The organism is Deltaproteobacteria bacterium (genome assembly GCA_016219225.1).
In the GTDB taxonomy this organism is placed as follows: Bacteria; Desulfobacterota; RBG-13-43-22; order RBG-13-43-22; family RBG-13-43-22; genus RBG-13-43-22.
On the sequence record JACRBX010000106.1, the window covers coordinates 1 to 23004 of the forward strand.

The 23004-nt window shown below is 50.6% G+C and carries 25 protein-coding genes and 1 other RNA gene; 7 read left to right on the forward strand and 19 right to left on the reverse strand.

Annotated features, from left to right (window positions below):
• Positions 1 to 41: 41 nt before the first annotated feature.
• Together galE and HY879_09690 are read right to left on the reverse strand one after the other, a co-directional pair.
• Positions 42 to 1052 (reverse strand): UDP-glucose 4-epimerase GalE, encoded by a 1011-nt coding sequence (gene galE / locus HY879_09685; GenBank protein MBI5603617.1) that lies wholly within the window; start codon positions 1050 to 1052, stop codon positions 42 to 44.
• 108 nt (positions 1053 to 1160) lie between these two features.
• Positions 1161 to 1862 carry a glycosyltransferase family 2 protein gene (locus HY879_09690; GenBank protein MBI5603618.1) on the reverse strand — a complete coding sequence of 234 codons (702 nt, stop codon included), beginning with the start codon at positions 1860 to 1862 and terminating at the stop codon, positions 1161 to 1163.
• Between the two features lie 333 nt (positions 1863 to 2195).
• Between HY879_09690 and HY879_09695 the strand changes: the two genes are divergently transcribed.
• The gene (locus HY879_09695) at positions 2196 to 2420 is read left to right on the forward strand and encodes a hypothetical protein (protein MBI5603619.1); all 225 of its coding nucleotides are present in this window, start codon (positions 2196 to 2198) and stop codon (positions 2418 to 2420) included.
• 121 nt (positions 2421 to 2541) lie between these two features.
• Here HY879_09695 and HY879_09700 read toward each other — a convergent pair whose 3' ends face one another.
• From HY879_09700 to ffh, 14 genes are all read right to left on the reverse strand, one after another.
• Positions 2542 to 3855 carry an HlyC/CorC family transporter gene (locus tag HY879_09700; protein ID MBI5603620.1) on the reverse strand — a complete coding sequence of 438 codons (1314 nt, stop codon included), beginning with the start codon at positions 3853 to 3855 and terminating at the stop codon, positions 2542 to 2544.
• Positions 3856 to 3922: 67 nt separating this feature from the next.
• Positions 3923 to 4273, reverse strand: a transfer-messenger RNA (tmRNA) gene (gene ssrA, locus HY879_09705).
• A gap of 213 nt (positions 4274 to 4486) precedes the next feature.
• Positions 4487 to 4945, reverse strand: coding sequence for an SsrA-binding protein SmpB (gene smpB, locus HY879_09710; protein MBI5603621.1), 459 nt, complete (start codon positions 4943 to 4945; stop codon positions 4487 to 4489).
• A gap of 15 nt (positions 4946 to 4960) precedes the next feature.
• A complete protein-coding gene (gene ptsP, locus HY879_09715) occupies positions 4961 to 6742 on the reverse strand; it encodes a phosphoenolpyruvate--protein phosphotransferase (GenBank protein MBI5603622.1) in 1782 nt (593 codons plus the stop codon).
• Between the two features lie 7 nt (positions 6743 to 6749).
• The gene (locus tag HY879_09720; GenBank protein MBI5603623.1) at positions 6750 to 7013 is read right to left on the reverse strand and encodes an HPr family phosphocarrier protein; all 264 of its coding nucleotides are present in this window, start codon (positions 7011 to 7013) and stop codon (positions 6750 to 6752) included.
• A gap of 80 nt (positions 7014 to 7093) precedes the next feature.
• A complete protein-coding gene (gene rsmI / locus HY879_09725; protein ID MBI5603624.1) occupies positions 7094 to 7813 on the reverse strand; it encodes a 16S rRNA (cytidine(1402)-2'-O)-methyltransferase in 720 nt (239 codons plus the stop codon).
• 151 nt (positions 7814 to 7964) lie between these two features.
• Positions 7965 to 8339: a YraN family protein gene (locus tag HY879_09730; protein ID MBI5603625.1), complete on the reverse strand. Its 375-nt coding sequence runs from the start codon at positions 8337 to 8339 to the stop codon at positions 7965 to 7967.
• A complete protein-coding gene (locus HY879_09735; GenBank protein ID MBI5603626.1) occupies positions 8329 to 8919 on the reverse strand; it encodes a ribonuclease HII in 591 nt (196 codons plus the stop codon). Before HY879_09735 ends, HY879_09730 begins: the two co-directional genes overlap by 11 nt.
• A gap of 212 nt (positions 8920 to 9131) precedes the next feature.
• Positions 9132 to 9497, reverse strand: coding sequence for a 50S ribosomal protein L19 (gene rplS / locus HY879_09740; protein MBI5603627.1), 366 nt, complete (start codon positions 9495 to 9497; stop codon positions 9132 to 9134).
• A gap of 295 nt (positions 9498 to 9792) precedes the next feature.
• The gene (trmD, locus tag HY879_09745) at positions 9793 to 10527 is read right to left on the reverse strand and encodes a tRNA (guanosine(37)-N1)-methyltransferase TrmD (protein ID MBI5603628.1); all 735 of its coding nucleotides are present in this window, start codon (positions 10525 to 10527) and stop codon (positions 9793 to 9795) included.
• Positions 10517 to 11050: a 16S rRNA processing protein RimM gene (gene rimM / locus HY879_09750; GenBank protein MBI5603629.1), complete on the reverse strand. Its 534-nt coding sequence runs from the start codon at positions 11048 to 11050 to the stop codon at positions 10517 to 10519. The genes trmD and rimM overlap by 11 nt, the downstream gene beginning before the upstream one ends.
• Entirely contained in the window at positions 11043 to 11273 is a 231-nt protein-coding gene (locus HY879_09755) for a KH domain-containing protein (protein ID MBI5603630.1), read from the reverse strand. Before HY879_09755 ends, rimM begins: the two co-directional genes overlap by 8 nt.
• A 257-nt stretch (positions 11274 to 11530) precedes the next feature.
• Positions 11531 to 11779 (reverse strand): 30S ribosomal protein S16, encoded by a 249-nt coding sequence (gene rpsP / locus HY879_09760; protein MBI5603631.1) that lies wholly within the window; start codon positions 11777 to 11779, stop codon positions 11531 to 11533.
• A gap of 85 nt (positions 11780 to 11864) precedes the next feature.
• Positions 11865 to 13196 (reverse strand): signal recognition particle protein, encoded by a 1332-nt coding sequence (gene ffh / locus HY879_09765; protein ID MBI5603632.1) that lies wholly within the window; start codon positions 13194 to 13196, stop codon positions 11865 to 11867.
• 158 nt (positions 13197 to 13354) lie between these two features.
• Here ffh and HY879_09770 point away from each other — a divergent pair, with 158 nt between their 5' ends.
• The 4 genes from HY879_09770 to tgt all read left to right on the forward strand — a co-directional run bounded on the left by HY879_09770 (position 13355) and on the right by tgt (position 18437).
• Positions 13355 to 13963: a PAS domain-containing protein gene (locus tag HY879_09770; GenBank protein ID MBI5603633.1), complete on the forward strand. Its 609-nt coding sequence runs from the start codon at positions 13355 to 13357 to the stop codon at positions 13961 to 13963.
• A gap of 94 nt (positions 13964 to 14057) precedes the next feature.
• The gene (locus tag HY879_09775) at positions 14058 to 16388 is read left to right on the forward strand and encodes a PAS domain S-box protein (GenBank protein MBI5603634.1); all 2331 of its coding nucleotides are present in this window, start codon (positions 14058 to 14060) and stop codon (positions 16386 to 16388) included.
• A 90-nt stretch (positions 16389 to 16478) separates the two neighbouring features.
• Positions 16479 to 17189, forward strand: coding sequence for a phosphoribosyltransferase (locus HY879_09780; protein ID MBI5603635.1), 711 nt, complete (start codon positions 16479 to 16481; stop codon positions 17187 to 17189).
• 18 nt (positions 17190 to 17207) lie between these two features.
• Positions 17208 to 18437, forward strand: coding sequence for a tRNA guanosine(34) transglycosylase Tgt (gene tgt, locus HY879_09785; GenBank protein MBI5603636.1), 1230 nt, complete (start codon positions 17208 to 17210; stop codon positions 18435 to 18437).
• Here the strand turns inward: tgt and ltaE are convergent.
• Together ltaE and rpiB are read right to left on the reverse strand one after the other, a co-directional pair.
• Entirely contained in the window at positions 18415 to 19452 is a 1038-nt protein-coding gene (gene ltaE, locus HY879_09790) for a low-specificity L-threonine aldolase (GenBank protein MBI5603637.1), read from the reverse strand. The genes tgt and ltaE overlap by 23 nt on opposite strands.
• Positions 19453 to 19477: 25 nt before the next feature.
• A complete protein-coding gene (rpiB, locus tag HY879_09795; GenBank protein MBI5603638.1) occupies positions 19478 to 19924 on the reverse strand; it encodes a ribose 5-phosphate isomerase B in 447 nt (148 codons plus the stop codon).
• A gap of 279 nt (positions 19925 to 20203) precedes the next feature.
• Here rpiB and HY879_09800 point away from each other — a divergent pair, with 279 nt between their 5' ends.
• Together HY879_09800 and HY879_09805 are read left to right on the forward strand one after the other, a co-directional pair.
• Positions 20204 to 20410, forward strand: a complete 207-nt coding sequence (locus HY879_09800; protein MBI5603639.1) for a cold-shock protein — start codon at positions 20204 to 20206, stop codon at positions 20408 to 20410.
• A gap of 5 nt (positions 20411 to 20415) precedes the next feature.
• Positions 20416 to 20952 (forward strand): flavodoxin domain-containing protein, encoded by a 537-nt coding sequence (locus tag HY879_09805; GenBank protein ID MBI5603640.1) that lies wholly within the window; start codon positions 20416 to 20418, stop codon positions 20950 to 20952.
• 360 nt (positions 20953 to 21312) lie between these two features.
• On the opposite strand, the gene groL is transcribed toward HY879_09805, so the two are convergent.
• Positions 21313 to 22953: a chaperonin GroEL gene (gene groL / locus HY879_09810; GenBank protein MBI5603641.1), complete on the reverse strand. Its 1641-nt coding sequence runs from the start codon at positions 22951 to 22953 to the stop codon at positions 21313 to 21315.
• Positions 22954 to 23004: the final 51 nt, after the last annotated feature.

Genomic DNA, 23004 nt, shown 5'->3' on the forward strand with positions numbered 1-23004 from the left:
AGATAGGTCAGGCATCCTGCCTGACCATAGGTTGACAAGAATTAATCTTCATATCCATAAGGAAATTTTTGATGCCACTTCCAAGCCGAAGCGATGATGTCCTGGAGCTCCGGATATCTGGGTTCCCAGCCCAGGATTTGGCGGGCCTGATCGGAAGAGGCCACCAAGACAGCCGGATCTCCCGGACGACGTCCCCCCTTTTGAAAAGGGATCTCCCGTCCGGTAATTTTTCTGGCCGTCTCTATCACGTCCAGGACCGAAAAACCCTGACCATTCCCTAAATTAAAAATCCTTTGCCGGAGATGGTCTATTTTTTCCAGAGCCAGGACATGGGCCAGAGCCAGATCCTGGATATGGATATAATCCCGCAGGCAGCTTCCATCCGGGGTCGGGTAGTCTAATCCGAAAACCGTTAGGGGCTCTTTGAATCTTTCCGCCAAAGTTTCATGAATCTCTGACAGGGCCATCCGGAGAATAAGGGGAATAAGGTGCGTCTCCGGATCATGGTCTTCTCCCAACCGGTCAACCGCCCCGGCGGCATTGAAATAGCGAAAGGTGACGACCTTTAATCCATAAGCCTGGGCATACCCATCCAAAATCTGTTCAAAGATCAGTTTAGAGTGACCATAGGGATTGACCGGGAAGGTGGAATGCGCTTCCTCGATTGGGATCGAAAGGGGTTCCCCATAGACCGCCGCCGTGGAGGAAAAGACTATTTTATCAATCCCGAAGGCCCTCATGGTCTTCAAAAGGCCAAGGCCTTTGGACACATTATTGTAATAATATTTTTCCGGATCCCGGACCGATTCCCCCACCAGACAACGGGCCGCCAAGTGGAGCACGGCACCGATCGAATGGGAATTGAAAATTTTTTTCAGGAGGGCCTCATCTCCAAGATCACCCTGATAAAAAATCCCGCCGGGAGGCAGGGCGGAACGATGCCCCTCTTCCAAATCATCCAGGACAACGATGGAGTGTCCTCTTTCGATAAGGGTTTGGCAGACCACGCTGCCGATATAGCCGCCCCCGCCGGTGACTAAGACGTTTTGCAAATCCTCTCCTCAATTAGCTACAGATCCATACATTCTGCACGGACTTTTTGTCCGACAAATTGAAACTTGCATCTTGCAACCTGAAACTTTATTTTCGTACTAAATCCATCACTTCAAAATACCATATTTGAAAATGCACCATAAAGCCCGGATACCGTCTTTCCAGTTTATTTTTTTTCCTTCCGTATAGGTCCGGCCGGTGTAGGAAATGCCGACTTCGTAAATCCTGCACCCTAAACGGGCGATCTTGGCGGTTACCTCCGGCTCGAAACCGAACCGTTTTTCCTCCAAAGTAATCGATTTCAGCACCGGCGAACGGAATACCTTGTAGCAGGTCTCCATATCGGTCAGGTTAAGATTGGTCACCATATTTGATAAAAGGGTCAGAAACCTGTTTCCCAAATAATGCCAGAAATAGAGAACCCGGTGGGGTTCGCCCCCCATAAAGCGGGATCCATAAACCACATCGGCCTTGCCGTCAACAATGGGTTTTAACAATTTAGGGTACTCTTCCGGATCATACTCCAGGTCGGCATCCTGGATCAAAAGGAGGTCTCCCCGGGCCCCTTGAAATCCGGTTTGCAAGGCCGCCCCCTTCCCTTGGTTTTCCTGATGCCGTATCAACCGAATTTTCCCCTCATCGGCCAGCTTTTGAGCCACCTCCGAGGTCCCGTCCTGAGAGCAGTCGTCAACAACAACAACCTCACGGTCCAGGCCCAGGGAGGAAAGATCCACAGTGTGGACCTTTTCCACCAGAGACTCTAAGGTTTGCTTTTCATTATAAACCGGAATGATTATGGATAAGAGCATCTTTTCTTGGATCATTTAGTAACTAAAGAATATTATTCTACGCAAAATGGATAGAATTTCTTAAAGAACACACCTTGGACCCGGACCAATTGAGGTTTTTTTAACATGTTTTGTATATCCAAAATCTTGGTTCCGGCTGGTCCGGGTTGGGTCGTTGAAAAAATAATCATAACTTAATAATTAGTCGATAAAAATATATAGGGATTTTTAAGAATTGTCAAAGTCAAAAAAGAAGAAATTGTAATGCAGGAGGCTAGGGACATTTCGAGTCGCCGGAGGCCTTTAAATTTCTATTTCACAATCTCAGGTCATCTATGGTATAAATCGGTCATCATGAGTGCCTGTCGTTATCATCCGGAACGGGAAGGGGTATTCCCTTGTCAAAAACATCAAATTTATTACTGCCAGGACTGTTTTGGACAAGGGGTGTCCTGTACCGACCCCAATCTTTTTTGTAAATTCCGTCCCCAGTGCCTGATCAACGAATCGGAGAAGGAACGGGAGGAAGAGAAAAAAATACTGCCTTCAAAGCTCAAAGCTGAAGGTTCGGGGGAGTAGGGGGCAGAGATCAGAGGTCGGGGATCGGGGATCAGATGAAAGGTTCAAAGTTCGAGGTCCCCGAGGCAGGAAAAGAAAAGAGCAAGATCCAAACTTCCTGAAACCGGCTCTTGCTCGAGAATTAAATCTCTGACCTGGGACCTGGGACCTGGGACCCTTTTTTGGTAATGAGGACCTTGTCCACCCTTTTCCCGTCCATGTCCACTACTTCAAAATGTAAATCCTCCCACTCAAAATTTTCTGAAGGGTGTGGGACCCGCCCCATCTGCATCATTATGAAGCCGCCCAGGGTCTGAAAGTGCCCCAGGCCCTCGTCAGGCAAACGCCCCAGGCCAAAAATTTCTTTAAACTCATCGACCGGCATCATCCCGTCCACCAACCAGGAACCGTCTTCCCTCTGAACGGCCTGTGGTTCCGTTGTCTGGTCTTGCGATGAAATCTCTCCCACTAAGGACTCCAAAAGATCGTTCAAGGTCACCAGACCCTGGATCCCTCCATATTCATCCACCACTAAAGCCAGGTGGGGTCGGGACTTTTTAAACAATTCCAAAAGGTGCATGGCCGGTGCATTTTCCGGAATGAAGAGGGCCGGACTCATTTTTTCCTTAAGGTCCATCGTTCGGCCGGAGAGCCCCTGGACCAGCAAATCCTTGGCCAACACCACCCCCAAGAGGTTGTCTAAATCATCTTGGGCCACCGGAAAACGGGAATAAGGGTTCATCATGATCTTGGTCCGATTTTCTTCAAAAGGGGCATTCACGTCAAGCCAGACGATCTCCAGGCGTGGGGTCATCAGCACCCCGACTTCCCGGTCGGCCAAACGAAAAACACTTTTAACCAAATCCTTTTCCGCTTCAGCAAAAATCCCTTCACGGGTGCCTTGCTCGATCAGGATTTTAATTTCCTCTTCGGTAATGGGCGATTCTTGGGAAGGCTGGTGGCCCAGGAGTTTCAAAACCCTTTCCGAGGAATAGGTCAAAACCTGAACCAGAGGGTGGGCGATGGCAGACACCAGACGGAGGGGAACGGCTATGGCCGAGGCTATCCGTTCCGGGTTGTTCAGGGCCAGGTGTTTAGGCACCAGTTCACCGATAACGATGGTTAGGTAGGTCAGACCAAGAACCACGACCCCAAGGGCAATGATTTCGCTATATTGACTTAAATAAGGGATTTCTTTTAAATAAGCCTTAAGAGAAAAGGCCACGGTTGACCCACCAAAGGCCCCGGCCAGGATGCCGATCAGCGTGATTCCAACCTGGATGGTCGACAAAAACCGATTAGGCGCTCGGGCCAGTTCCAGGGCTATCCGGGCCCGGTAGTTTCCTTCATTGACCCAATGCTGGAGGAGGGACTTGCGGGAGGAAACTAAGGCCATCTCGGCCATGGCAAACAAGCCGTTACAGATCATAAGCAGAAAAAGAATCAGGATCTCCATAGGAAACTCCCCAAAAAAGAAAAGCCCCATAGGGACGATCTGCCAGTGGGGCTTTTAAACAAAATCTTGGTGGAGGCGGCGGGAGTTGAACCCGCGTCCGAAAATACATCCTTTAGGCCTCTACATACTTATCCTGGTTATTTAAATTTCACTTTTGAGGGATCCACCAGGCGGGAGACCTCAAAAGCTATCCTGTAAAAGGTTTCGCCTTTCCGACTACAGGCCGTTCGGTCAGACTATCCTGCTATGTGACATCCTTATCTTCCTCGCAGGAAAGAAAGACAGAATGTTGGCCGACTAAGCGGCCAAGGCGTAATCGTAGTTGTCTGCGATTATTGTTTCCTATCTGTTTTACGAGCCGATAGGACCTCGGTATGCCACCTAAATTTAGTATCCCCGTCGAAGCCGTTTCGCCCCCTTTGGTAAGTAAATAAAGTTTCAAGATGCAAGATGCAGGTTTCAAGCATGAAAAATCCGGACCTTGAATCTATTCTCATGATTCGTGGTACCCTCACGGACATGATAATTTTAAATTAATATAATGATCATCCACCCTAAAGTCAAGCTGGTTGTTTCGGAAACTTCTGACAGGATTTACCGTCTGTAAATCCTGTTAATCCTGTCAGGCAGGTTAATTCTTGCCCCGGATCTGGCGGTCGGCCTCCCGTTTCATATCCCTTTTTCGTATGGTTTCTCTTTTATCGTACAATTTTTTCCCCTTAGCCAGGGCCAGTTCCACCTTGGCCTTACCTTTACGAAAGTAGATCCGAAGCGGTACTAAAGTAAACCCTTTCTCCTGGATTTTTCCGGTCAGCCTTTTGATTTCCTGTTTATGCAGAAGGAGCTTCCGGGTCCGGGTTGGATCCTGTTCATTTAAAGGGGAATTTTCATAGGGGCTGATATGGACCTCATATAAAAACACTTCCCCGGCCTTTGTTCTGGCATAACTGTCTTTGAGATTGGCCCGTCCCAGACGAAGGGATTTGACCTCCGGCCCGGTGAGTATCAATCCGGCTTCGATGGTCTCCTGAATCTGGTAATCATGATGGGCCTTGCGATTTTGACAAATTATTTTGATATGTTCGGACATAATTTACCCAAATGTTCAATAAAGCATCGACCCGTCGGCCTTGAAACTATCGGAGAACCATTGGACCATCTCTTTGTGGACATAGGTATTGACCTCTTCGGTGGTATTCAAGGTAAAAATCTTTTCTAAAAACGCCTTGGATTCCTTATAGGAGGTCATCCGGATTATCCGCTTGACCCGAGGGACGGACATGGGGTTCATGCTCAGTTCATCCAGCCCAAACCCTAATAAAATCGGGATATACAAGGGTTCTCCGGCCATCTCCCCGCACATGGCCACCGGGATGCCGGCCCGGTGGCCGGCCTCGATCGTCTGTTGGATCAGGCGCAGGATGGCCGGATGCAAAGGCTGATACATATGGGCCACATGTTCATTGACCCGGTCGATGGCCAGGGCATATTGAATCAAATCATTGGTTCCAATACTGAAAAAATCCACCTCCCGGGCCAACAAATCAGCCATAGCCACGGCCGATGGGATCTCGATCATGATGCCGATGGGGATCCGGGCCTCAAAGGGGACGTTTTCTTTTTGAAGTTCCTCTTTGACCTCGTTGAGGATAGTCTTGGCCTGAAAGACCTCATCGACATCGGAAATCATGGGAAAAAGGATTTTCAAATTCCCATAGGAACTGGCCCTTAAGATGGCCCGCAACTGCCTTTTAAAAATATCGACTTCCTTCAGGCAAAAACGGATGGCTCGCAACCCCAGGGCAGGGTTCATCTCATCGGCCAGATCGAGGTGAGAGGCGAACTTATCACCGCCGATATCGAGGGTCCTGATCGTAACCGGGTGGGGGGCCATGATCTGGGCTACTTTTTTAAAATTCTCAAAGAGGGTTTGTTCTGTCGGCAGTTCTTTTTGGCTTAAATACAGAAACTCGGTCCGGAAAAGTCCGATCCCTTCCGCCCCGTTAGCCAACACCGTAGCAATCTCTTCCAGGAATTCTATATTGGCCCTGGTCTTGATGCGACACCCATCCAGGGTTTCGGCCGGCAAATGGCTGTATTTAGCCATTTCGGTCCGATATTCCCCATATTTTCTCTTTTTTTGTTGAAAATATTCCAGGGTTTCCGGATCAGGGTTTAAGACTACCTGGCCATCATTTCCATCGATAATAATCAGGTCACCACTGTTGACTTCCTGGGTGATCCGTTCCAGACCGACCACGGCCGGAATCTCCAGGGACTGGGCAATGATAGCGGTATGGGAAGTCTTTCCGCCCATATCGGTCACAAAACCCAGAACATTGTCCAAACGCATCTGGGTGGTATCGGCCGGCGACAGATCGTGGGCCACCACAATGACCTGGCCCTGGATATCGCTCAATTTTTCCACCTCGGTCCCGGTCAGATTTCGAAGGATCCGTTCGGAAACATCCATTACATCCTTGACCCGGTTCCGGATGTATTCATCCTTGATTCTGGAAAAAATCTCTTGCGCCTTTTCCACGGCCTTTTTCAAGGCCCATTCGGCATTAATCTGTTCCTTCTGGATGGCTTCCAGGGTTTGATCATAAATCATCCGATCCTTTAAAATCAATCGGTGGGAATCTATGATCCCGGCGTGATCTTTTATTTCTTCCGGGATCTCCAGGATAATCTGATGCAGTTGGCCATCGGCCTTGGCGACCGCTTCCTTGAATCGTTCCCTTTCCGGTTCTATCTGGCTTTCATCGAGGAGGTACTGATAAACGACCTTCACCCGACTCCGATCGACCAGATAGGCCCGTCCGATGGCCACACCACTGGAGGCCCCGATCCCTTTCAGGATCGGGTTGACAGGCTCCCTCTCCATCACAGGCTTATTCTTCTCCGAACTTTTCATTGATCAGCCTTTCCATGGCTTCCAAGAGTTTTTCAGCATCCGGACCTTCGGCCTGCAGCAAGATGTCCGAACCCAGAGGACAGGCCAGGGTCAAAATATTAAGTATGCTTTTCCCGTCTATTTCTTGACCATCAAACCGAATAATCAGATTTGAGGCAAATTCATTACTCAATTGAACCATTTTTGCGGCTGCTCGGGCATGAAGACCTAATCGATTTTTTATGACTAACTGTTTTTCCATATTTTCTGGGTACCGCATTCAATTTATAAATGTTGTCCTTGGAGTTTATCGAGTGGGCTGTATGATTCATCGATATCCGTTCAAAAATTCGGACCATCAGGCTCAACGGATCTATCCGGCGGTCCCAGCACGAGGCAATACTCCCCTCTGGGTTCCCGATCCGACAACTGCCGGGACAACTCACTGATGGATCCGGCAAGGATCTCTTCGTAAACTTTGGTGAGTTCCCTGCTCAGAACCGCTTCCCTCTCCCCCAAGACGGTCTGGATCTCCTGAAGGAGATTCCCAATCCGGTGGGGGGCCTCATAAAAAATAAGGGTTCTCTTCTGTTCTTTCATTTCCTCGAGGATCTTTTTACGGCGGCTTTTTCGCCGGGGCAAAAAGCCCAGAAAAACGAAGGAGTCCCCGGGAAATCCCGATGCACTCAAGGCACAGGTCAGGGCCGAAGGCCCTGGAATAGGGACCACCGCAATATGGGCCTGGCGGGCCTCCTGGACCAACTCTTTCCCCGGATCACTGACCCCCGGGGTCCCGCCATCAGTAACCAGACTAATCTGTTTCCCTTCCCGGAGCTGTCCGAGCAGATAAGGGATCTTTCTGAATTTATTATTTTCATGATAGCTGGTCAGGGGCGAATGAATCTCATAAGCGGAAAAAAGTTTTTGGGTCCTCCTCGTATCTTCGGCCGCAACCAGATCGGACTCTTTCAACACCTCCAGTGCCCGCAAGGTTATATCCTTCAAATTCCCCAGGGGGGTGGCGACAACGTACAAGGTGCCTTTTTCCTTAATTTCCTTCATTTTTATGATTTTTCTTATCTGTTTGCTTTCCACTGGGAGCGGACGGTAGTTGCCTTTGGTCCCTCTGACCCTGAAGCAAAAAACATCTAACTCCTGTTAATCCTGTCAAATTTTCTTCTTTGAGCTTTCAGCTTTGAGCTTTGAGCAGGTTTTAATACGCCAGGTCAAAGGCGTTTCGGAACAGTTCGATTTTCTCCTGCCCCTGATCCAGGTCAATGGCCACCACATCAAAACGGGCCGGCTGGTCCGAGAGAGAATGGCGTTTTAAATAGTCCAGGGCCACCATGGACAATTTCCGCTGTTTCTTAGGTCCCACGGCCCATTTGGCCGTTCCAAAATCAGCAGACAAACGGGTCTTGACTTCAATAAAGGCCAGGGTCTTTCCCTCCCGGGCGATAATATCAATTTCCCCCAAAGGGGATTTAAAATTCCTTTCCAGGACTTTATACCCCTTTTTCTTAAGGAGTTCATAGGCCAAGTCCTCTCCTCTCCGACCTACCCGGGAACGCGGGTCCTTAGCCGCCATTATAGTCCTCATCGGCAACGGTTCCTTTAAAGCTCAATCGATGGAGCCGGGATGGACCGTATCTCTTCAAGGCCGCCAGATGCTCTCGAGTCCCATATCCTTTATTGCTGAAAAAATTATATTGCGGGAAATGGTAATGCCATGATTCCATCAGCTTGTCCCGAACAACCTTGGCGACAATAGAGGCGGCCCCGATAGAGTGGCTCAAACGATCCCCCTTGATCAGACATTCCTGAATGATCGGCAGGTTTAAGGGATGGTTCCCATCGATAAGGACCAGGTCAGGTCTTGGATTCAGGTTGGAAACCGCATTTTCCATGGCCTTTAAGGAAGCTTGGAGGATATTGAGGCGATCAATATTCCGGGGGCCCAGAACCCCAAAACCAATGGCCAAAGCGCTTTGTTTAATCAGGGGAAACAGGAATTCTCGTTTTTCAGGGGTTAATTGTTTGGAGTCGGTAACCCCGGGGATAAAGACCCCCCGGGCAAAAACGACCGCCGCCGCCACTACCGGACCGGCCAAAGGTCCCCGCCCGACCTCATCCACACCGGCAATCAGGACTGCCTCCGGCCGGTCCATTTTATTTTCATAAAATTCAGGGGACTTGTTAACCGGTTTCACAACCAAGAATCCAGAATTCAGGAGTCAGAATTCCCTTCGTGGTGCCCCACCCCTTCCTTCCCCCTCCAGGGGGGCGGGTGAGGGAGGGGGCATGAGGGTTCAGTTCGAAAACAAAGTTTCAACGCACATAGTGAAAAGCCTTGAACCCTGCACCTTGCACCTTGAACCCATTAAGAAGCGTTGGCTTTAGGAGTTACCCGCCGTTCTTTAATCCGGGCGGCTTTACCTTTCAATTCCCTGAGATAATATAACCGCGACCGCCGCACTTTACCCAGGCTGACGATATCAATCCGATCAATAGCCGGGGCATGGAGCGGGAAAATACGTTCGACCCCAACGCCGTAAGAAACCTTGCGGACCGTAAAGGTCGCTCCGGTATTTCCTTTTCTTTTGCGAATAACCACCCCTTCAAAGACCTGGATCCGTTCCTTTTCTCCTTCTTTTATCTTAACATGGACCCGAATCTGATCTCCGGTCCTGAAGTCGGGCAGATCCACCCGCATCTGCTCCTTTTCCAACATAGTCAAGGCATCCATTGTTCTGCTCCTTTAGTTCGAAAATAGAATTCGTCGTTCGTCGTTCGGGGTTCGTCGTTCGTTGAAACCCATTGAATCTTAACCCCATTTTCATGCTTCGTGGTGCGCCCCTGAGGGGCCTTAGAGTTTAGCACGAAAATAGTAGGCACGAGGCTATTGGCTATAGGCGAATAAAAACCCATAAACCCCGTTTAACCTTGCCCATCGCCCATAGCCCCTAAAAAATATTTTCATGCGTTGCGGCTACACGCCGTGGGCATGAGGTTTAATACAGGCTGCTCTTTTAAATTTTTAGTCAGTCCTTGCCTTTTAAAGACCGCAAGATCTCCTGGTCTTCCGGATTCAATCGGTCTTCCTCAATCAAACTGGGCCGCCGTTTTAAGGTCTTGATCAAAGACTGCCGCCGTCTCCAGGCCCGAATCTTGTCATGGTTCCCGGAGACCAGGACTTCAGGGACAAAATGGCCTTTAAAATTTCGGGGCCGGGTGTATTGGGGATATTCCAATAAACCTTCTTCAAAGGTTTCCTCTTTCTCCGAATCAGCACATCCCAGAACCTCGGGGATTAGCCGGATCAAAGAATCCAAAACAACCAGGGCAGCCGGTTCACCGCTGCTTAAGACATAGTCTCCAATCGATATCTGCTCATCACAGAAAAAATCGGCTATCCGCTCGTCGATCCCTTCATATCTTCCACAGATCAGGACAATCCGGGGAATGCCCTTCAATTCTTTGACCCGAGATTGCTTCAGAGGGGTCCCCTGGGGGGTCAAATGGATTACCCGGGGACTCGGTTCAGGGAGCTCCCGAAGCCAGGTCAAGGCCCGGAAGACCGGTTCCGGTTTTAAAACCATCCCCGCCCCACCGCCAAAAGGACGGTCATCCACCGTCCGATGCCGGTCATTGGTAAAATCGCGCAGATTAAAAATCCGAACCCGGATCAGTCCCTTCTCAATCCCCCGATGCAGGAGCCCCTCATTTAAGGGTGAAAAAAAATAACCCGGGGAAAGGGTCAGGATATCAACGATCATCGCCCTCGGCGCGATCATAAGGGTTCCTGACCCGAATTTCTTTTTGGGTCTTGTTGACCGACAGAATAAAGGCCTCAACAGCCGGAACCAGGAATTCCTTTTCTCGATCCCGGATAACCCAGATATCGTGGGCCGGCGTTGAAAATATATCTTCCATAATGCCTAAAAACCGGTCCTCTTCGTTATAGACCCGGCTGCCGATCAACTGGCACCGATAATACTCTCCTTCCGGTAGGGCCTCCAGATCCTTTTCTTCAATTAACAAAGAATATCCCATTAATTCTTCGGCCTGGGATCTATCTTCCAGCCCTTGAAACTTAAGCAGCAAGGAATGGGCTTGAACTTTGGCTTCCAGGATCACCCCTTCCTTCTTTTCTTCGCCTCGGCTCAGAAACAGCTTTCGTCCGGCAAAAAAAGTTTCCTTGGAAGCGGCATAAGAGTGTACTTTTACCTGGCCGCGCAACCCATAAGGTTTGCCGACCTTTCCGATTAACAGGAAGCCCGATTCCTTTTCCTTATTCAATGATTTCCAGGACCGACCGTTTTCTGATCTTAGTGGAAGCCGCACTTAAGATGGTCCGCATGGCCCTGGCGGTCCGCCCTTGTTTTCCGATAACCTTACCCAGGTCCTCCTTGGCCACCTTTAATTCGATGACTGAAGTCTGTTCCCCTTCGATTTCATTAACTTCCACCTGGTCCGGATGATCCACCAATGCCTTTGCAATGTACTTTACCAGCTCTTTCATGCCGCTTACCTCCTCCTTTTGAGTTGCCGAATACCCATAACAGACTGATTCCGCTTATGTTCCCTGGCCTTTATCCGGCCAGAGGATCCATTCCAGTGAATCCTTCTTCATCCCAGGAGAGGGGTGAGGCACCCGCCTCAACAATTAAATTAGGACGCTGATTTTCGCCGATACCCGCAGATAACTATTCTTTATATTCAAAATCTTGACAATCTGCGTCGATCTGCGTCCAAAAAGGAAATTCCTATACCATTTAATTATCCCTTAAGTACGCCGCTGCTTTGAATCAGATTCTTCACAGTGGTTGTCGGTACGGCCCCGACCGAGAGCCATTTTTTCAAGAGATCCTGTTTCCAGGAAACCGACGCCGGTTCTTGATTGGGGTCGTAAGTCCCTACAATCTCTATAAACCGGCCGTCTCTCGGGGAACCGGAATCAGCCACCACCATTCTATAAAAAGGCCGCTTCTTGGCCCCCATCCGGGTCAATCGAATTTTAATCGCCATAATACGCTCCTTGTTTTTTCTTCTTTAAACTAATACGAATTCCCATACTTTCTATATTATGATTTTTCATAGTAACCAAATCCGGTCAAAAAGGCAAGTACCCTCTTTGGAAGGCCTTCCGGCCCCCCTTATTAAACTGTTTAAGCATCTTTTGAATCTGTTCAAAATTCTTAAGCATTTTATTGACTTCCTGCACCGTGGTCCCACTCCCTTTGGCGATACGCCGACGTCGGCTCCCATTGATAATCTGATAGCTTTTTCGTTCGTCCGGGGTCATGGAATTGATAATGGCTTCTGTCCGAACCAGTTCTTTTTCATCCGGTTTGGCATCCTTTAAACCCTTCATCCGGTTTAAACCCGGAATCATTTGTACCATTTGTTCCAAAGAACCCATTTTTTTTATCTGTTTAAGCTGGTCTTTAAAATCGTCCAAGGTAAAGGTTTCCTTGCGGATCTTCTTTTCCAGGGCTTTGGCCTGCTTTTCGTCAAAATGGAGTTGGGCCTTTTCAATCAGGGAAAGGACATCACCCATGCCCAGAATCCGGGAGGCCATCCGGTCGGGATAAAACGGTTCCAGGGCCTCCAACTTTTCTCCGACGCCGATAAATTTAATCGGTTTTTGAATGACCGCCTTGATCGACAAAGCGGCCCCTCCCCTGGCATCCCCCTCCATCTTGGTTAAGATAACACCGGACAACTCCAGCCATTCATTGAATTTCTGGGCCACATTGATGGCGTCCTGACCGGTCATGGCATCGGCCACCAGGAGGATTTCGTTGGGCCGGACCCGTTCCTTGATCTGCTTCAGTTCGGTCATTAAATCCTGATCAATATGCAACCGGCCGGCCGTATCCAGGATCAGGGGATTCAACCCCCGGCCCCGGGCCCATTCCACGGCCCGGCTGCATAATTCCACCGGATTTATTTTCGAATCGGACGGATAGACTTCTACCCCGGCCTGTTCTCCAACCTTGTGGAGTTGGTCTATGGCTGCCGGACGGTAGACATCAGCCGGCACCAGGCCAGGTCGAAAATTCTTTTCTTTCAAATAGATGGCCAGTTTTCCGGCCGTGGTGGTTTTCCCAGAACCTTGAAGCCCGGCCAGCATAATGGCCACCGGGGAGCGCCCGGCCAGATTCAGGTCCTGCCGGGACCCGCCCATCAGATCGGTCAATTCCTCCTGGACGATCTTGATCACTTGCTGGGCCGGAGTGAGACTGGCCAGGACTTCCTGACCCAAAGACCGATCTCGAACCAGATCGATAAAATCCTTGGCCACCTTGTAATGGACGTCGGCCTCCAGTAAAGCCATCCGTACCTCCCGAAGACCTTCTTTCATATTGGCTTCGGATAATTTTCCCTGACCTTTCAATTTCTTAAAGGTCAGATTCAGACGATCGGATAAGGACTCAAACATATTCCCCTTCTGGTAAAAATAATAAATTTATAATAATATTTTTTTTTTGCAGTGGTGTCAAGAAATTATGTGAATTTTTTCATTGAAAATAATAAGCACCCCTTTTTTTGAAAGATGCCCCGGGGATGGCGGGAACCAATTGACATGAGCCCTCCTTTATGGTTATAAATCAAACCATGAATAAAAAAAGCAAAGGGCTGACAGAAGATAATTTTTATAGGATAATACTGGACGCCATTCCTTCACCGGTATTTGTCGTCCAGGAGGATGTCAAGATCGTCGACACCAATACGGCAGCTTCCGGGATGTTGGGCGAAGCCCCTTCTTTAATCATTCGCAAACGGGCCGGTGAAGCCCTTCATTGTCTGCATTCTACCGAGGTATCGGAAGGCTGCGGAAGGGCTCCCCATTGCCGGGATTGTATTATCAGAAATTCTGTTAATGACGCACTGAAAGGAAAGAAACAGATCCGTCAAAAGACCAGGATGGAGATTGCCCGGGAGGGGAAAACCGCCAAGGCCTTCTTCCTGGTGACCACCGTACCGTTTGACTTTCACGGGGAAAAACTGGTCCTGATTATTCTGGAAGATATAGGCGAATTGGTGGCTCTGAAAAGCTTTCTGCCGATTTGTGTTCATTGCAAAAAGATCAGGAACGACCAGGAGTATTGGCAAAACGTGGAAGCCTATTTCAAGTCTCACCTGGATATCAATTTCAGCCATGGCCTCTGTCCGGATTGCATCAAGAAGTTGTATCCGGACTATTAAGAATTCCTGGGGAAAGGCTCACATCTGAACACGCCCGAAGGAGATAGGCGGTCCACTACTTATTTAGGTCCAATAAACCAGGAGAAGGCCCGATATGTTTAAGGTCAGCCCCCAAAAAATAATCCAATTAGACCCGGATCAAAGAAACCGTGTTTACGCCAGGATCAAGCAAGGGGCCATTTTTCGAGCCGGAGCAGGGCTATTGATCCTGGGATTTGTAGTCGCGGGTTACCTGGCGGGCATTACCAGAGTTCCCCATATAATCGGTATCAGCGCCTGCCTGGTTTTCCTGATGGCTGCCAGCATCCCTATATTAGCCATACTAAAAATGTCCCAAAGCCGACGGGTCTATGAGTTTACTTCTATAGGGAACAACCTTTGTGAAGTGGTCGGCTATACGGCCATCATTTATTTTTTAGGCGGCACCAGGGCCCTCTTTATCAGCCCCCTTTATGCTGCTTTAATCGCCTATCTGGGCGTCGTCACCCCACCAAGGTTCCTTTTCATCACGGTTGCCCTCAGTGTCGTATCCTTAAGCATTGCAGTGGCCCTGGAATTCTACGGTATTATCCCCCCTATGGATCCATTTTCAACCCCTCCCCTTCCCGGATCCGCTCAGATTATCATGGTCCTGGCGTTGGGCTGTCTGCTTTTTGCCATTGCCTTCATTACCTCCATCACCGGAAGCCAGTTGAATAAAAGCAGAAAAAGACAAAAAACCCAATATATTGAGCTTGAAAAACGGGCCAAAAAAATTGAACGGACCGAAATGGATCTGCGGAAAGCCCACCAGGAATTGGAAAAACGGGTTGCGGAAAGGACTTCGGAACTCCGGGAAGCCAATTTGCGACTTAAAGACGAAATAAAGGAGCGCCAGCGATTGGAAGGGGAATTGCGGGAGAGCAATGCCTCCCTTCAAACCTTGATTCGGACATCCCCGGTGGCTATCAATGTCCTTGAACCTGACGGGAAGGTCCGATTGTGGAATGAGGCGGCTGAACGCATTTTCGGCTGGAGGGAGACGGAAGTCATCGGCCGCCTTCTGCCCTATGTTCCGGAGGACAAGCAAGAGGAGTATCAGGCCTTACGGGAGCGGGTCCTCCGGGGGGACGGTTTTACCGGGGTTGAAGTTCGACGTCGCAAAAAAGATGGTTCGCCGATTGATATCAGCGTCTCAACAGCCCCCCTGCGTGATGTTAATGGTAAAATTACCGCTATTATGAGCGTAAACATTGATATCACCGAACAAAAACAGGCGGAGGAAGAACGACAAAAACTGGAATCCCAGATGCGGGAAGTTCAGAAGCTGGAGAGCCTGGGGGTGCTGGCCGGGGGGATCGCCCACGATTTTAACAACCTGCTCATGGCTATCCTGGGAAACGCCGATTTAGCGCTCCTTTCCCTTAAACCGGACTCCCCGGCCCGGCCCAATGTCGAAGATATCTCGCGGGCCTCGAAACGGGCGGCTGAATTATGCCGCCAGATGCTGGCCTATTCGGGCAAAGGCCGTTTCGTCGTAGGCCGCCACGACCTTTCCGAGATCGTCCGGGAGGTGACCCAGATGCTGGAGGTCTCGGTATCCAAGAAGGCCTCGCTGCGCTACGCCCTGCCCGAAGGACTCCCGGCCGTGGAGGCCGACGTAACCCAGATCCATCAGGTCATCATGAACCTGATTACTAATGCCTCCGAGTCCATGGGAGAAGCCACCGGTCTGATCTCGGTCTCCTGCGGTGTTATGGAATGCAACCGGGCCTTTCTCTCCGAGGGTTATTGGGATGACCGGCTCCCTGAGGGAAAATACGTTTATCTGGAAGTGTCGGACACCGGATGCGGGATGAACGCCGAAACCCTGCGCCGGATTTTCGATCCCTTTTTCACCACCAAATTCACCGGACGGGGTCTTGGGCTGGCAGCGGTTCTCGGCATCGTTCGCGGACACAAAGGGACCATCAAGGTCGACAGCCAGCCGGGCCAAGGGACGACCTTTAAAATACTGTTACCGGCCGCGGAATGGACCTCGAACGACCGCCAACAAAGAGTCGGACAAAACCCTTCTCCCCGCAATGGGGTGGTCCTCCTGATTGACGACGACCCGGTAGTCCGCGAAGTGGGCACTCAGATGTTGGCCCATCTGGACTTTCAGGTCCTGACCGCCAATGACGGCCGGAAAGGAGTGGATCTCTTTGAAGCCCGGCGGGGCGAGATCGACTGTATTATTCTCGATCTGACCATGCCCGAAATGGACGGGGAAGAGGCCTTTCAGGCCTTGCGTTCCCTGCAGAACGATGTGCGGGTGATCCTGTCGAGCGGCTATAACGAGCAGGATGTGATCCAGCAGTTTGCCGGACAGGGGCTGGCCGGTTTTATCCAGAAGCCTTATACTGTGGCCAAGCTCCGGGAGACCCTGAACCGCGTTCTGGGTTGATCCTTCCGGAAGCGCAATACCTGGATCTTTTCTGAAAAATACAGTCCTGACCTTATTTACATCCTGACGGGTTTAAATTAATTTATCTTCATGCGCCTTTCGACCCACAAAAACCCTGTCATTGACCTCCCAGAACTGCGGGATAAGATCCTCGTCTTTCGGGACCGGACCCAGGCCGGCCAGGTCCTGGCCAAAATGTTACAGGTCTTTCGTCAAACCGATACCCTTGTTATGGCCATTCCTTCGGGCGGTCTGCCGGTGGCCGTGGTTATTGCCAAAAAACTCGACCTGCCTCTTGATGTAGCCGTGGTCAGCAAGATCACCCTCCCCTGGGATACCGAGGCCGGGTATGGGGCCGTGGCCTTCGATGGAACCATGGGCTTCAATGAAGATCTCCTTTCCCATCTCCGGCTGACTGAAAAACAGATCGAAACCGGCAAAGATCAAACCCTCCAAAAGGTATTGAGAAGGGTAAAAAATTTTCGGGGGGACCTGCCCTTCCCGGAGATCTCGAAAAAAACGGTCATCCTGGTTGATGATGGGCTGGCCTCGGGGTTTACCCTGCTGGTGGCCGTGGAGGCCCTGCGCAAAGCCGGGGCCAGGTCCCTCATGGTAGCCGTACCTACCGGCAGCTTTAAATCGGTTTTGAAGGTTTCGGAACAGGTGGAAGCCCTCTATTGTGCCAACATCCGCCGGGGGTGGCATTTTGCCGTAGCCGAGGCATATGAAAACTGGTTTGATGTGAAAGAAGAAGAGGCCTTAAAGATTTACCGGGCATTTTTAAAAAATCGGGCGCAGTGAAACGCCCTGAATAATACATTGAAAAAATTTTCTTTTGAAATTTTAGCCGAAGAGGATCAAACCCGGCTTGGCCGGCTTGAGACGCTTCATGGCACCATAGAAACACCTGCCTTTGTCCCCGTGGCCACCCAGGGGACCGTAAAATCCCTCTCCGGGGCCGATCTTTCCACCATCGGCACACAAGTCCTCATTACCAATGCCTATCATCTGCACCTGCAACCGGGCGAAGAGATTATCAGTCGAATGGGAGGCCTTCACCGGTTTATGGGTTGGGAAGGACCGATCATGATGGATTCCGGTGGGTATCAGGTCTTCAGTCTGGGAATGGGTAAAAAATACGGTGGCAGCAAGATCCATTCCCCGGTTTCAAAACTCCGGGATCAGGATGGACAATGCGGTTCCAAGAAAGGCAAATCCCTGGTCACGGTAACCGAGGAGGGCGTGGATTTTACCTCCTATCGGGATGGCTCTATGCATCGCTTTACCCCGGAATATATCGTCCAGACAGGGAGAAGTCTGGGTGTGGATATGATCATGGTCCTGGATGAATGCACCTCTCCGCTCCACAATCACCGGGAAACAGAGGTGTCCATGGAACGGACCCACCGCTGGGCCATAAAGGCTTTAGCGGAATTTTATGGCCATCCTTCCAACGGTCAATCGCTCTTCGGGATTATTCAGGGCGGGGCCTATCCCGATCTCCGGGAGAAAAGCGCCCGATTCATTGCCCGTCAGCCCTTTCACGGCTTTGCCATCGGGGGGTATCTCGGTCAATCGAAAAAGGAAATGTCCCAGGTTCTGCAATGGACCCTTCCCTATCTTCCCCAAGACAAACCCCGCCACTTTTTAGGCATCGGCCTGGTAGAGGATGTTTTTGAAATGGTAAGTCAGGGCATTGATCTCTTTGACTGCATCGCGCCGACCCGCCTGGCCTCGACCGGCACTTTTTTTACCAGGAAGGGCCGGAGGTTCAGGCTCCGAATCCTGAATGAGGCCTTTAAAAATGACCCCCGTCCAGTGGAGGCGGATTGTGGTTGTTATGCCTGCCGGCACCATTCCCGGGCCTATCTGAGACACCTGTTTTTAGCCAGAGAGCCGCTGGCCCCGGTTCTGGCCGGCCTTCACAATCTGTATTTTATGGAATCCCTAATGAAAGAGATCAGGGAAGCCATCCGGGAAGGGAATTTCAAATCCCTTCGGGAGGCCTGGATGGCGACCGAACGCTCTAAGATCGAAACACCTTCTTAAAGGCCTTAAGGACCTTCCCGATATCCGTTCCGGTCACATCCAAATGGGTGACCAAACGGATCTGCTTCTTGTTAAAGGCATGGATCAAGACACCCTCCTTCTTCATGACCTCCGAGACCTGTTGAGCCGTCATCCGGCTGTCGGTTAAGTCAAAGATGACTATATTGGTCTCCACCTGGGCCGGATCGAGGGAGACCTCTTTGAATCCGGAAAGACCCTGGGCCAGACGTTGGGCGTTTTCGTGGTCCTGTTGAAGCCGCTCCCGATGGTGGTCCAGGGCATAGAGGCCGGCCGCGGCCAGGATTCCGGCTTGACGCATCCCGCCTCCGAACATCTTTCGAAAACGGTGAACCCGGTCTATGAAGACGGCCGATCCCGCCACCAGGGACCCGACCGGAGCCCCCAGGCCTTTTGAGAGACAGACCGATACCGAATCCGCCCAGGCCGCATAGGCCCCGGGTGTGATCCCTGAAGCCACCGAGGCGTTCCAGAGTCTGGCGCCGTCGAGGTGGACCCGGAGGCCTTTCGATTTGGCCAGTCGGGAGATCCGGGTGATCTTTTCGAGCGGATAAAGGGACCCGCCCCCGCGGTTGTGGGTGTTTTCAAGACAAACCAATCGGGTTACCGGAAAGTGGTGGTCAAAGGGTCTGATGGCTTCTGCGATCTGCCGGGCCTCGATAATCCCGCGGACCCCGCTGAGACAGCAAAACTGAACGCCCGACAGGACGGCCCCGGCCCCGCCTTCAAAATTGAAAGGATGGGAAGAAGCCTCCAGAATGACCTCATCGCCGGGCTGGGTGTGGGATTTGATGGCCAACTGATTGGCCATCGTCCCGGAGGGAACGAAAAGGGCTTTTTCTTTGCCGAGGATCTCGGCCACCTTTTCCTGCAGGGCATTGATCGTCGGGTCTTCCCCGTAAACATCATCCCCCACCTCGGCCTTAGCCATGACCTTGCGCATTTCGGGTGTTGGTTTGGTTACGGTATCACTTCTGAGGTCAATAAGTTCCTTCATGCCTCCCCCTGACTTTCTTACAAAATTAGAAACGCTCTTCCAAAGAGTGTACCTTTTGAAGCCGCCGCAGATGTCGTTCTTCACCGGAAAACCGAGCCCCCAGGAAGGCCCGGACCAATTCGGCGGCCAACTCAAAACCGATGACTCTGGAACCAAGGACCAGGACATTCATGTCGTCATGCTCCACACCCTGGTGCGCCGAATAGGTATCATGGCAGAGGCCGGCCCGAATGCCGGGCAACTTATTGGCCGACACCGAGGCCCCCACCCCACTGCCGCAGATCAGGATCCCCCGATCGGCCCGGCTCTTTCGAATGGCCAGACCCATGGCTTCGGCATAATCAGGATAATCCACAGGGTCCTGATGGTGCGTTCCCAAGTCGGTTACTTGATGGCCCAGCTTTTCCAATAAAAGGATCAAGCCCTGCTTCATTTCAAACCCGGCATGATCGGAGGCAATGGCTATTCGCATCTGTTTTCCTTCAACTTTACCCTCAAGACAGGGTTCATCTTGAATAAAGAAATTGACTCTAGTTTATATAACATTCCTTTTAAATAATCAACAAGATGAACTTTGCTCCCCCAGCGTCACACCTTCATAGGGAAATGGACCGCTGAAAAAATATGCACGTTGTGAAGCAATGTCCCCTCTTCCACAGGAAATAATCTTGCATTTCCAGAAAAAATTATTCATACTCCCTGACATTACAAAGGTCTCCACGAAGAGACTCAATACAAAGGAGGGTCAACGATGGTAGAAGGAAAAGTTAAATGGTTTAATGATGCAAAAGGATTTGGTTTTATCGAGCAGGACGAAGGCAAGGACGTATTCGTACATCATTCCGCGATACAGGGGGAAGGTTTTAAATCTCTGGCCGAGGGGGATCGTGTCAGTTTCGATGTTGTCCAAGGCGCTAAGGGTCCTGCTGCGGAGAATGTCCGTAAGCTTCAAAAATGATCATCATGAATATACTGAATCTCTACTTTTCCGCAACCGGGAACACCGAAAAGGTGGCCATGAAGATTCAAGAGACGGCTCAAGGTCTGGGGCACAGCGTGGATACGGTAAAGATCACGCAAGAGACGCAAGTGGATATTCTCCGATATGACTTCGTTTTTGTGGGATCAGGCGTCTATTCCCAGCTTCCCGGAAAACCCGTTATGGAAGTCTTTCGCAGTCACCTCCAGGAATACATTCGGAAAGGTGAGATCAAACCCGCTTCTCCCCGAAGGCCCTCGGCCAAAACCGTGGTCTATTGTACTTACGGCGGTGTCCATACGGGTATGAACGAAGCCATACCCGCAGTGAAGTACATGGGGCAATTGTTTGACCATCTCGGCTATACGATTGTTGCGGAATGGTATGTGATCGGGGAGTACAATCCGGAGAATATGCGGAGCCATTCCGTTTCAGGGCGATTGGGAGATATCCGCGGCAGGCCGAACGAGGGAGATCTGCGTGATGTGGCGGAGAGGGTGAAGGGCGTGCTGCGGATTTAGTTCGAAAATAGAATCCGTCTTCCAAGGAGCCTATTTTCATGCTTCGTGGTGCCATGCCCCAAAAGGCGGGGCATGGCGGTTTAGTTCGTGGGCGACCATCAGGCAGATCCCTGCTTTCGGATGTCTTCCAGCGCCATGGCCGCGTGTCCCTGGACTTTCACTTTCGAGTACACTTGGACGAGCTTTCCAGCCGCCTTGAAGACGAACCTTGTGCGCACGGCCCCCATTAGCCAGCTAAATGGAAAGGGAGCGCTATACTGAATATCAGCCAGTAATAAGGCTAACAAGGGAAGCCGGGAAAATTAAAAAAAAGCCCCCGAAAACAAGGGGGCTTTTTTGCTTACCATAAAGATTGACGATTTAGTACATACCGCCCATTCCGCCCATACCGCCACCTGGCGGCATTGACGGCATAGCAGGCTCATTTTTGCTTGGTTTCTCGGCTACCATTGCCTCGGTGGTCAACAAAAGGGAGGCCACTGAAGCCGCGTTTTGTAAGGCAAAACGGGTGACCTTGGTCGGATCCATGACCCCGGCCTTCATCAGGTCTTCATAAATCCCGGTATCGGCATTAAAGCCGAAGGCTCCTTTTTCTTCTTTAACCTTTTCCACAACCACGGAACCTTCAAATCCGGCGTTATTGGCAATTTGGCGGACAGGCTCTTCCAAAGCTCTTCGGACGATATTTACCCCAAGGGCTTCCTCGCCCTCTGTCTTTAGGGCGTTTAAAGCCGGTAGACAGCGTAAGAGGGCAATGCCGCCACCCGGTACGATGCCTTCTTCAACGGCGGCGCGGGTCGCATTCAAAGCATCCTCGACGCGGGCCTTTTTCTCTTTCATTTCGGTTTCGGTAGCGGCCCCGACATTAATAACGGCAACGCCGCCGATCAATTTGGCTAAACGCTCCTGGAGTTTCTCCCGGTCGTAATCCGAGGTGGTTTCATCGATCTGGGCGCGAATCTGTTTGACCCGGCCTTCCAGGGCTGATTTCTCACCGCCGCCGTCAACGATGGTCGTATTATCCTTATCGATGGTGATCCGCTTGGCTGTTCCCATATCTTTCAGGGAGACGTTTTCCAGTTTGATCCCCAAATCTTCGGAGATCATCTGTCCACCGGTTAAAATGGCGATATCTTCCAGCATGGCCTTGCGCCGGTCCCCAAAACCCGGGGCCTTGACGGCCGCACAGGAAAAGGTCCCTCTGAGCTTGTTGACAACCAAGGTGGCCAAGGCTTCACCATCAACTTCTTCGGCAATAATTACCAAGGGCCGGCCGCTCTTGGCGACCTGTTCCAACACGGGAAGCAGATCTTTCATGCTGCTGATCTTTTTTTCATTAATCAGGATATAAGGATCATTTAAAACCGCTGTCATCTTCTCCGGGTCGGTCACAAAATAGGGAGAAATATATCCCCGGTCAAATTGCATCCCTTCCACCACTTCAAGGGTCGTCTCCATGCTCTTGGCTTCTTCAACGGTGATAACCCCTTCTTTACCAACCTTTTCCATGGCTTCGGCAATGATATTGCCGATGGTGGAATCATTGTTGGCCGAAATGGTCCCCACCTGAGCGATCTCTTTGTGGTCCTTGGTGGGTTTGCTGATACTTTTCAGTTCCTTGACTACGGCCTCAACGCCTTTTTCGATGCCTCTTTTAATGGCCATGGGATTGCTTCCGGCGGCAACCAGCTTAGACCCCTCGCGGTAAATGGCCTGGGCGAGTAATGTGGCCGTAGTGGTCCCATCTCCAGCCACATCGCTGGTCTTGGAAGCCACTTCTTTGACCATCTGGGCTCCCATATTTTCAAAAGGATCTTTCAGTTCTATGTCCTTGGCAACTGAAACTCCGTCGTGGACCACGGCCGGAGCTCCCCATTTTTTATCCAAGGCCACGTTCCGGCCACGGGGACCCAAAGTAGTTATTACAGCCTTGGCCAATTGATTAACTCCGGAAAGGAGTTTATTGCGGGCCTGATCAGAAAAAAGTAATTGTTTTGCCATTATATTGTTGCCAGCACGTCTTCAAATTTTAAAAATTGATATTCAATTTCG

Coding starts and splice junctions, on each gene's coding strand:
- HY879_09735 (MBI5603626.1), bottom strand. CDS start 8,919: ATGGACCGGCCGGAGGCAGTCCTGATTGCCGGTGTGGATGAGGTCGGG.
- HY879_09700 (MBI5603620.1), bottom strand. CDS start 3,855: ATGGAGATCCTGATTCTTTTTCTGCTTATGATCTGTAACGGCTTGTTT.
- HY879_09690 (MBI5603618.1), bottom strand. CDS start 1,862: ATGCTCTTATCCATAATCATTCCGGTTTATAATGAAAAGCAAACCTTA.
- ltaE (MBI5603637.1), bottom strand. CDS start 19,452: ATGAAGGAACTTATTGACCTCAGAAGTGATACCGTAACCAAACCAACA.
- HY879_09755 (MBI5603630.1), bottom strand. CDS start 11,273: ATGAAAGAGCTGGTAAAGTACATTGCAAAGGCATTGGTGGATCATCCG.
- smpB (MBI5603621.1), bottom strand. CDS start 4,945: ATGTCCGAACATATCAAAATAATTTGTCAAAATCGCAAGGCCCATCAT.
- HY879_09805 (MBI5603640.1), top strand. CDS start 20,416: ATGAATATACTGAATCTCTACTTTTCCGCAACCGGGAACACCGAAAAG.
- HY879_09720 (MBI5603623.1), bottom strand. CDS start 7,013: ATGGAAAAACAGTTAGTCATAAAAAATCGATTAGGTCTTCATGCCCGA.
- ptsP (MBI5603622.1), bottom strand. CDS start 6,742: ATGGAGAGGGAGCCTGTCAACCCGATCCTGAAAGGGATCGGGGCCTCC.
- rpiB (MBI5603638.1), bottom strand. CDS start 19,924: ATGCGAATAGCCATTGCCTCCGATCATGCCGGGTTTGAAATGAAGCAG.
- HY879_09800 (MBI5603639.1), top strand. CDS start 20,204: ATGGTAGAAGGAAAAGTTAAATGGTTTAATGATGCAAAAGGATTTGGT.
- HY879_09695 (MBI5603619.1), top strand. CDS start 2,196: ATGAGTGCCTGTCGTTATCATCCGGAACGGGAAGGGGTATTCCCTTGT.
- HY879_09780 (MBI5603635.1), top strand. CDS start 16,479: ATGCGCCTTTCGACCCACAAAAACCCTGTCATTGACCTCCCAGAACTG.
- HY879_09775 (MBI5603634.1), top strand. CDS start 14,058: ATGTTTAAGGTCAGCCCCCAAAAAATAATCCAATTAGACCCGGATCAA.
- groL (MBI5603641.1), bottom strand. CDS start 22,953: ATGGCAAAACAATTACTTTTTTCTGATCAGGCCCGCAATAAACTCCTT.
- rsmI (MBI5603624.1), bottom strand. CDS start 7,813: ATGAAGGAAATTAAGGAAAAAGGCACCTTGTACGTTGTCGCCACCCCC.
- HY879_09770 (MBI5603633.1), top strand. CDS start 13,355: ATGGTTATAAATCAAACCATGAATAAAAAAAGCAAAGGGCTGACAGAA.
- HY879_09730 (MBI5603625.1), bottom strand. CDS start 8,339: ATGGCGGCTAAGGACCCGCGTTCCCGGGTAGGTCGGAGAGGAGAGGAC.
- trmD (MBI5603628.1), bottom strand. CDS start 10,527: ATGATCGTTGATATCCTGACCCTTTCCCCGGGTTATTTTTTTTCACCC.
- rplS (MBI5603627.1), bottom strand. CDS start 9,497: ATGGATGCCTTGACTATGTTGGAAAAGGAGCAGATGCGGGTGGATCTG.
- rpsP (MBI5603631.1), bottom strand. CDS start 11,779: ATGGCGATTAAAATTCGATTGACCCGGATGGGGGCCAAGAAGCGGCCT.
- ffh (MBI5603632.1), bottom strand. CDS start 13,196: ATGTTTGAGTCCTTATCCGATCGTCTGAATCTGACCTTTAAGAAATTG.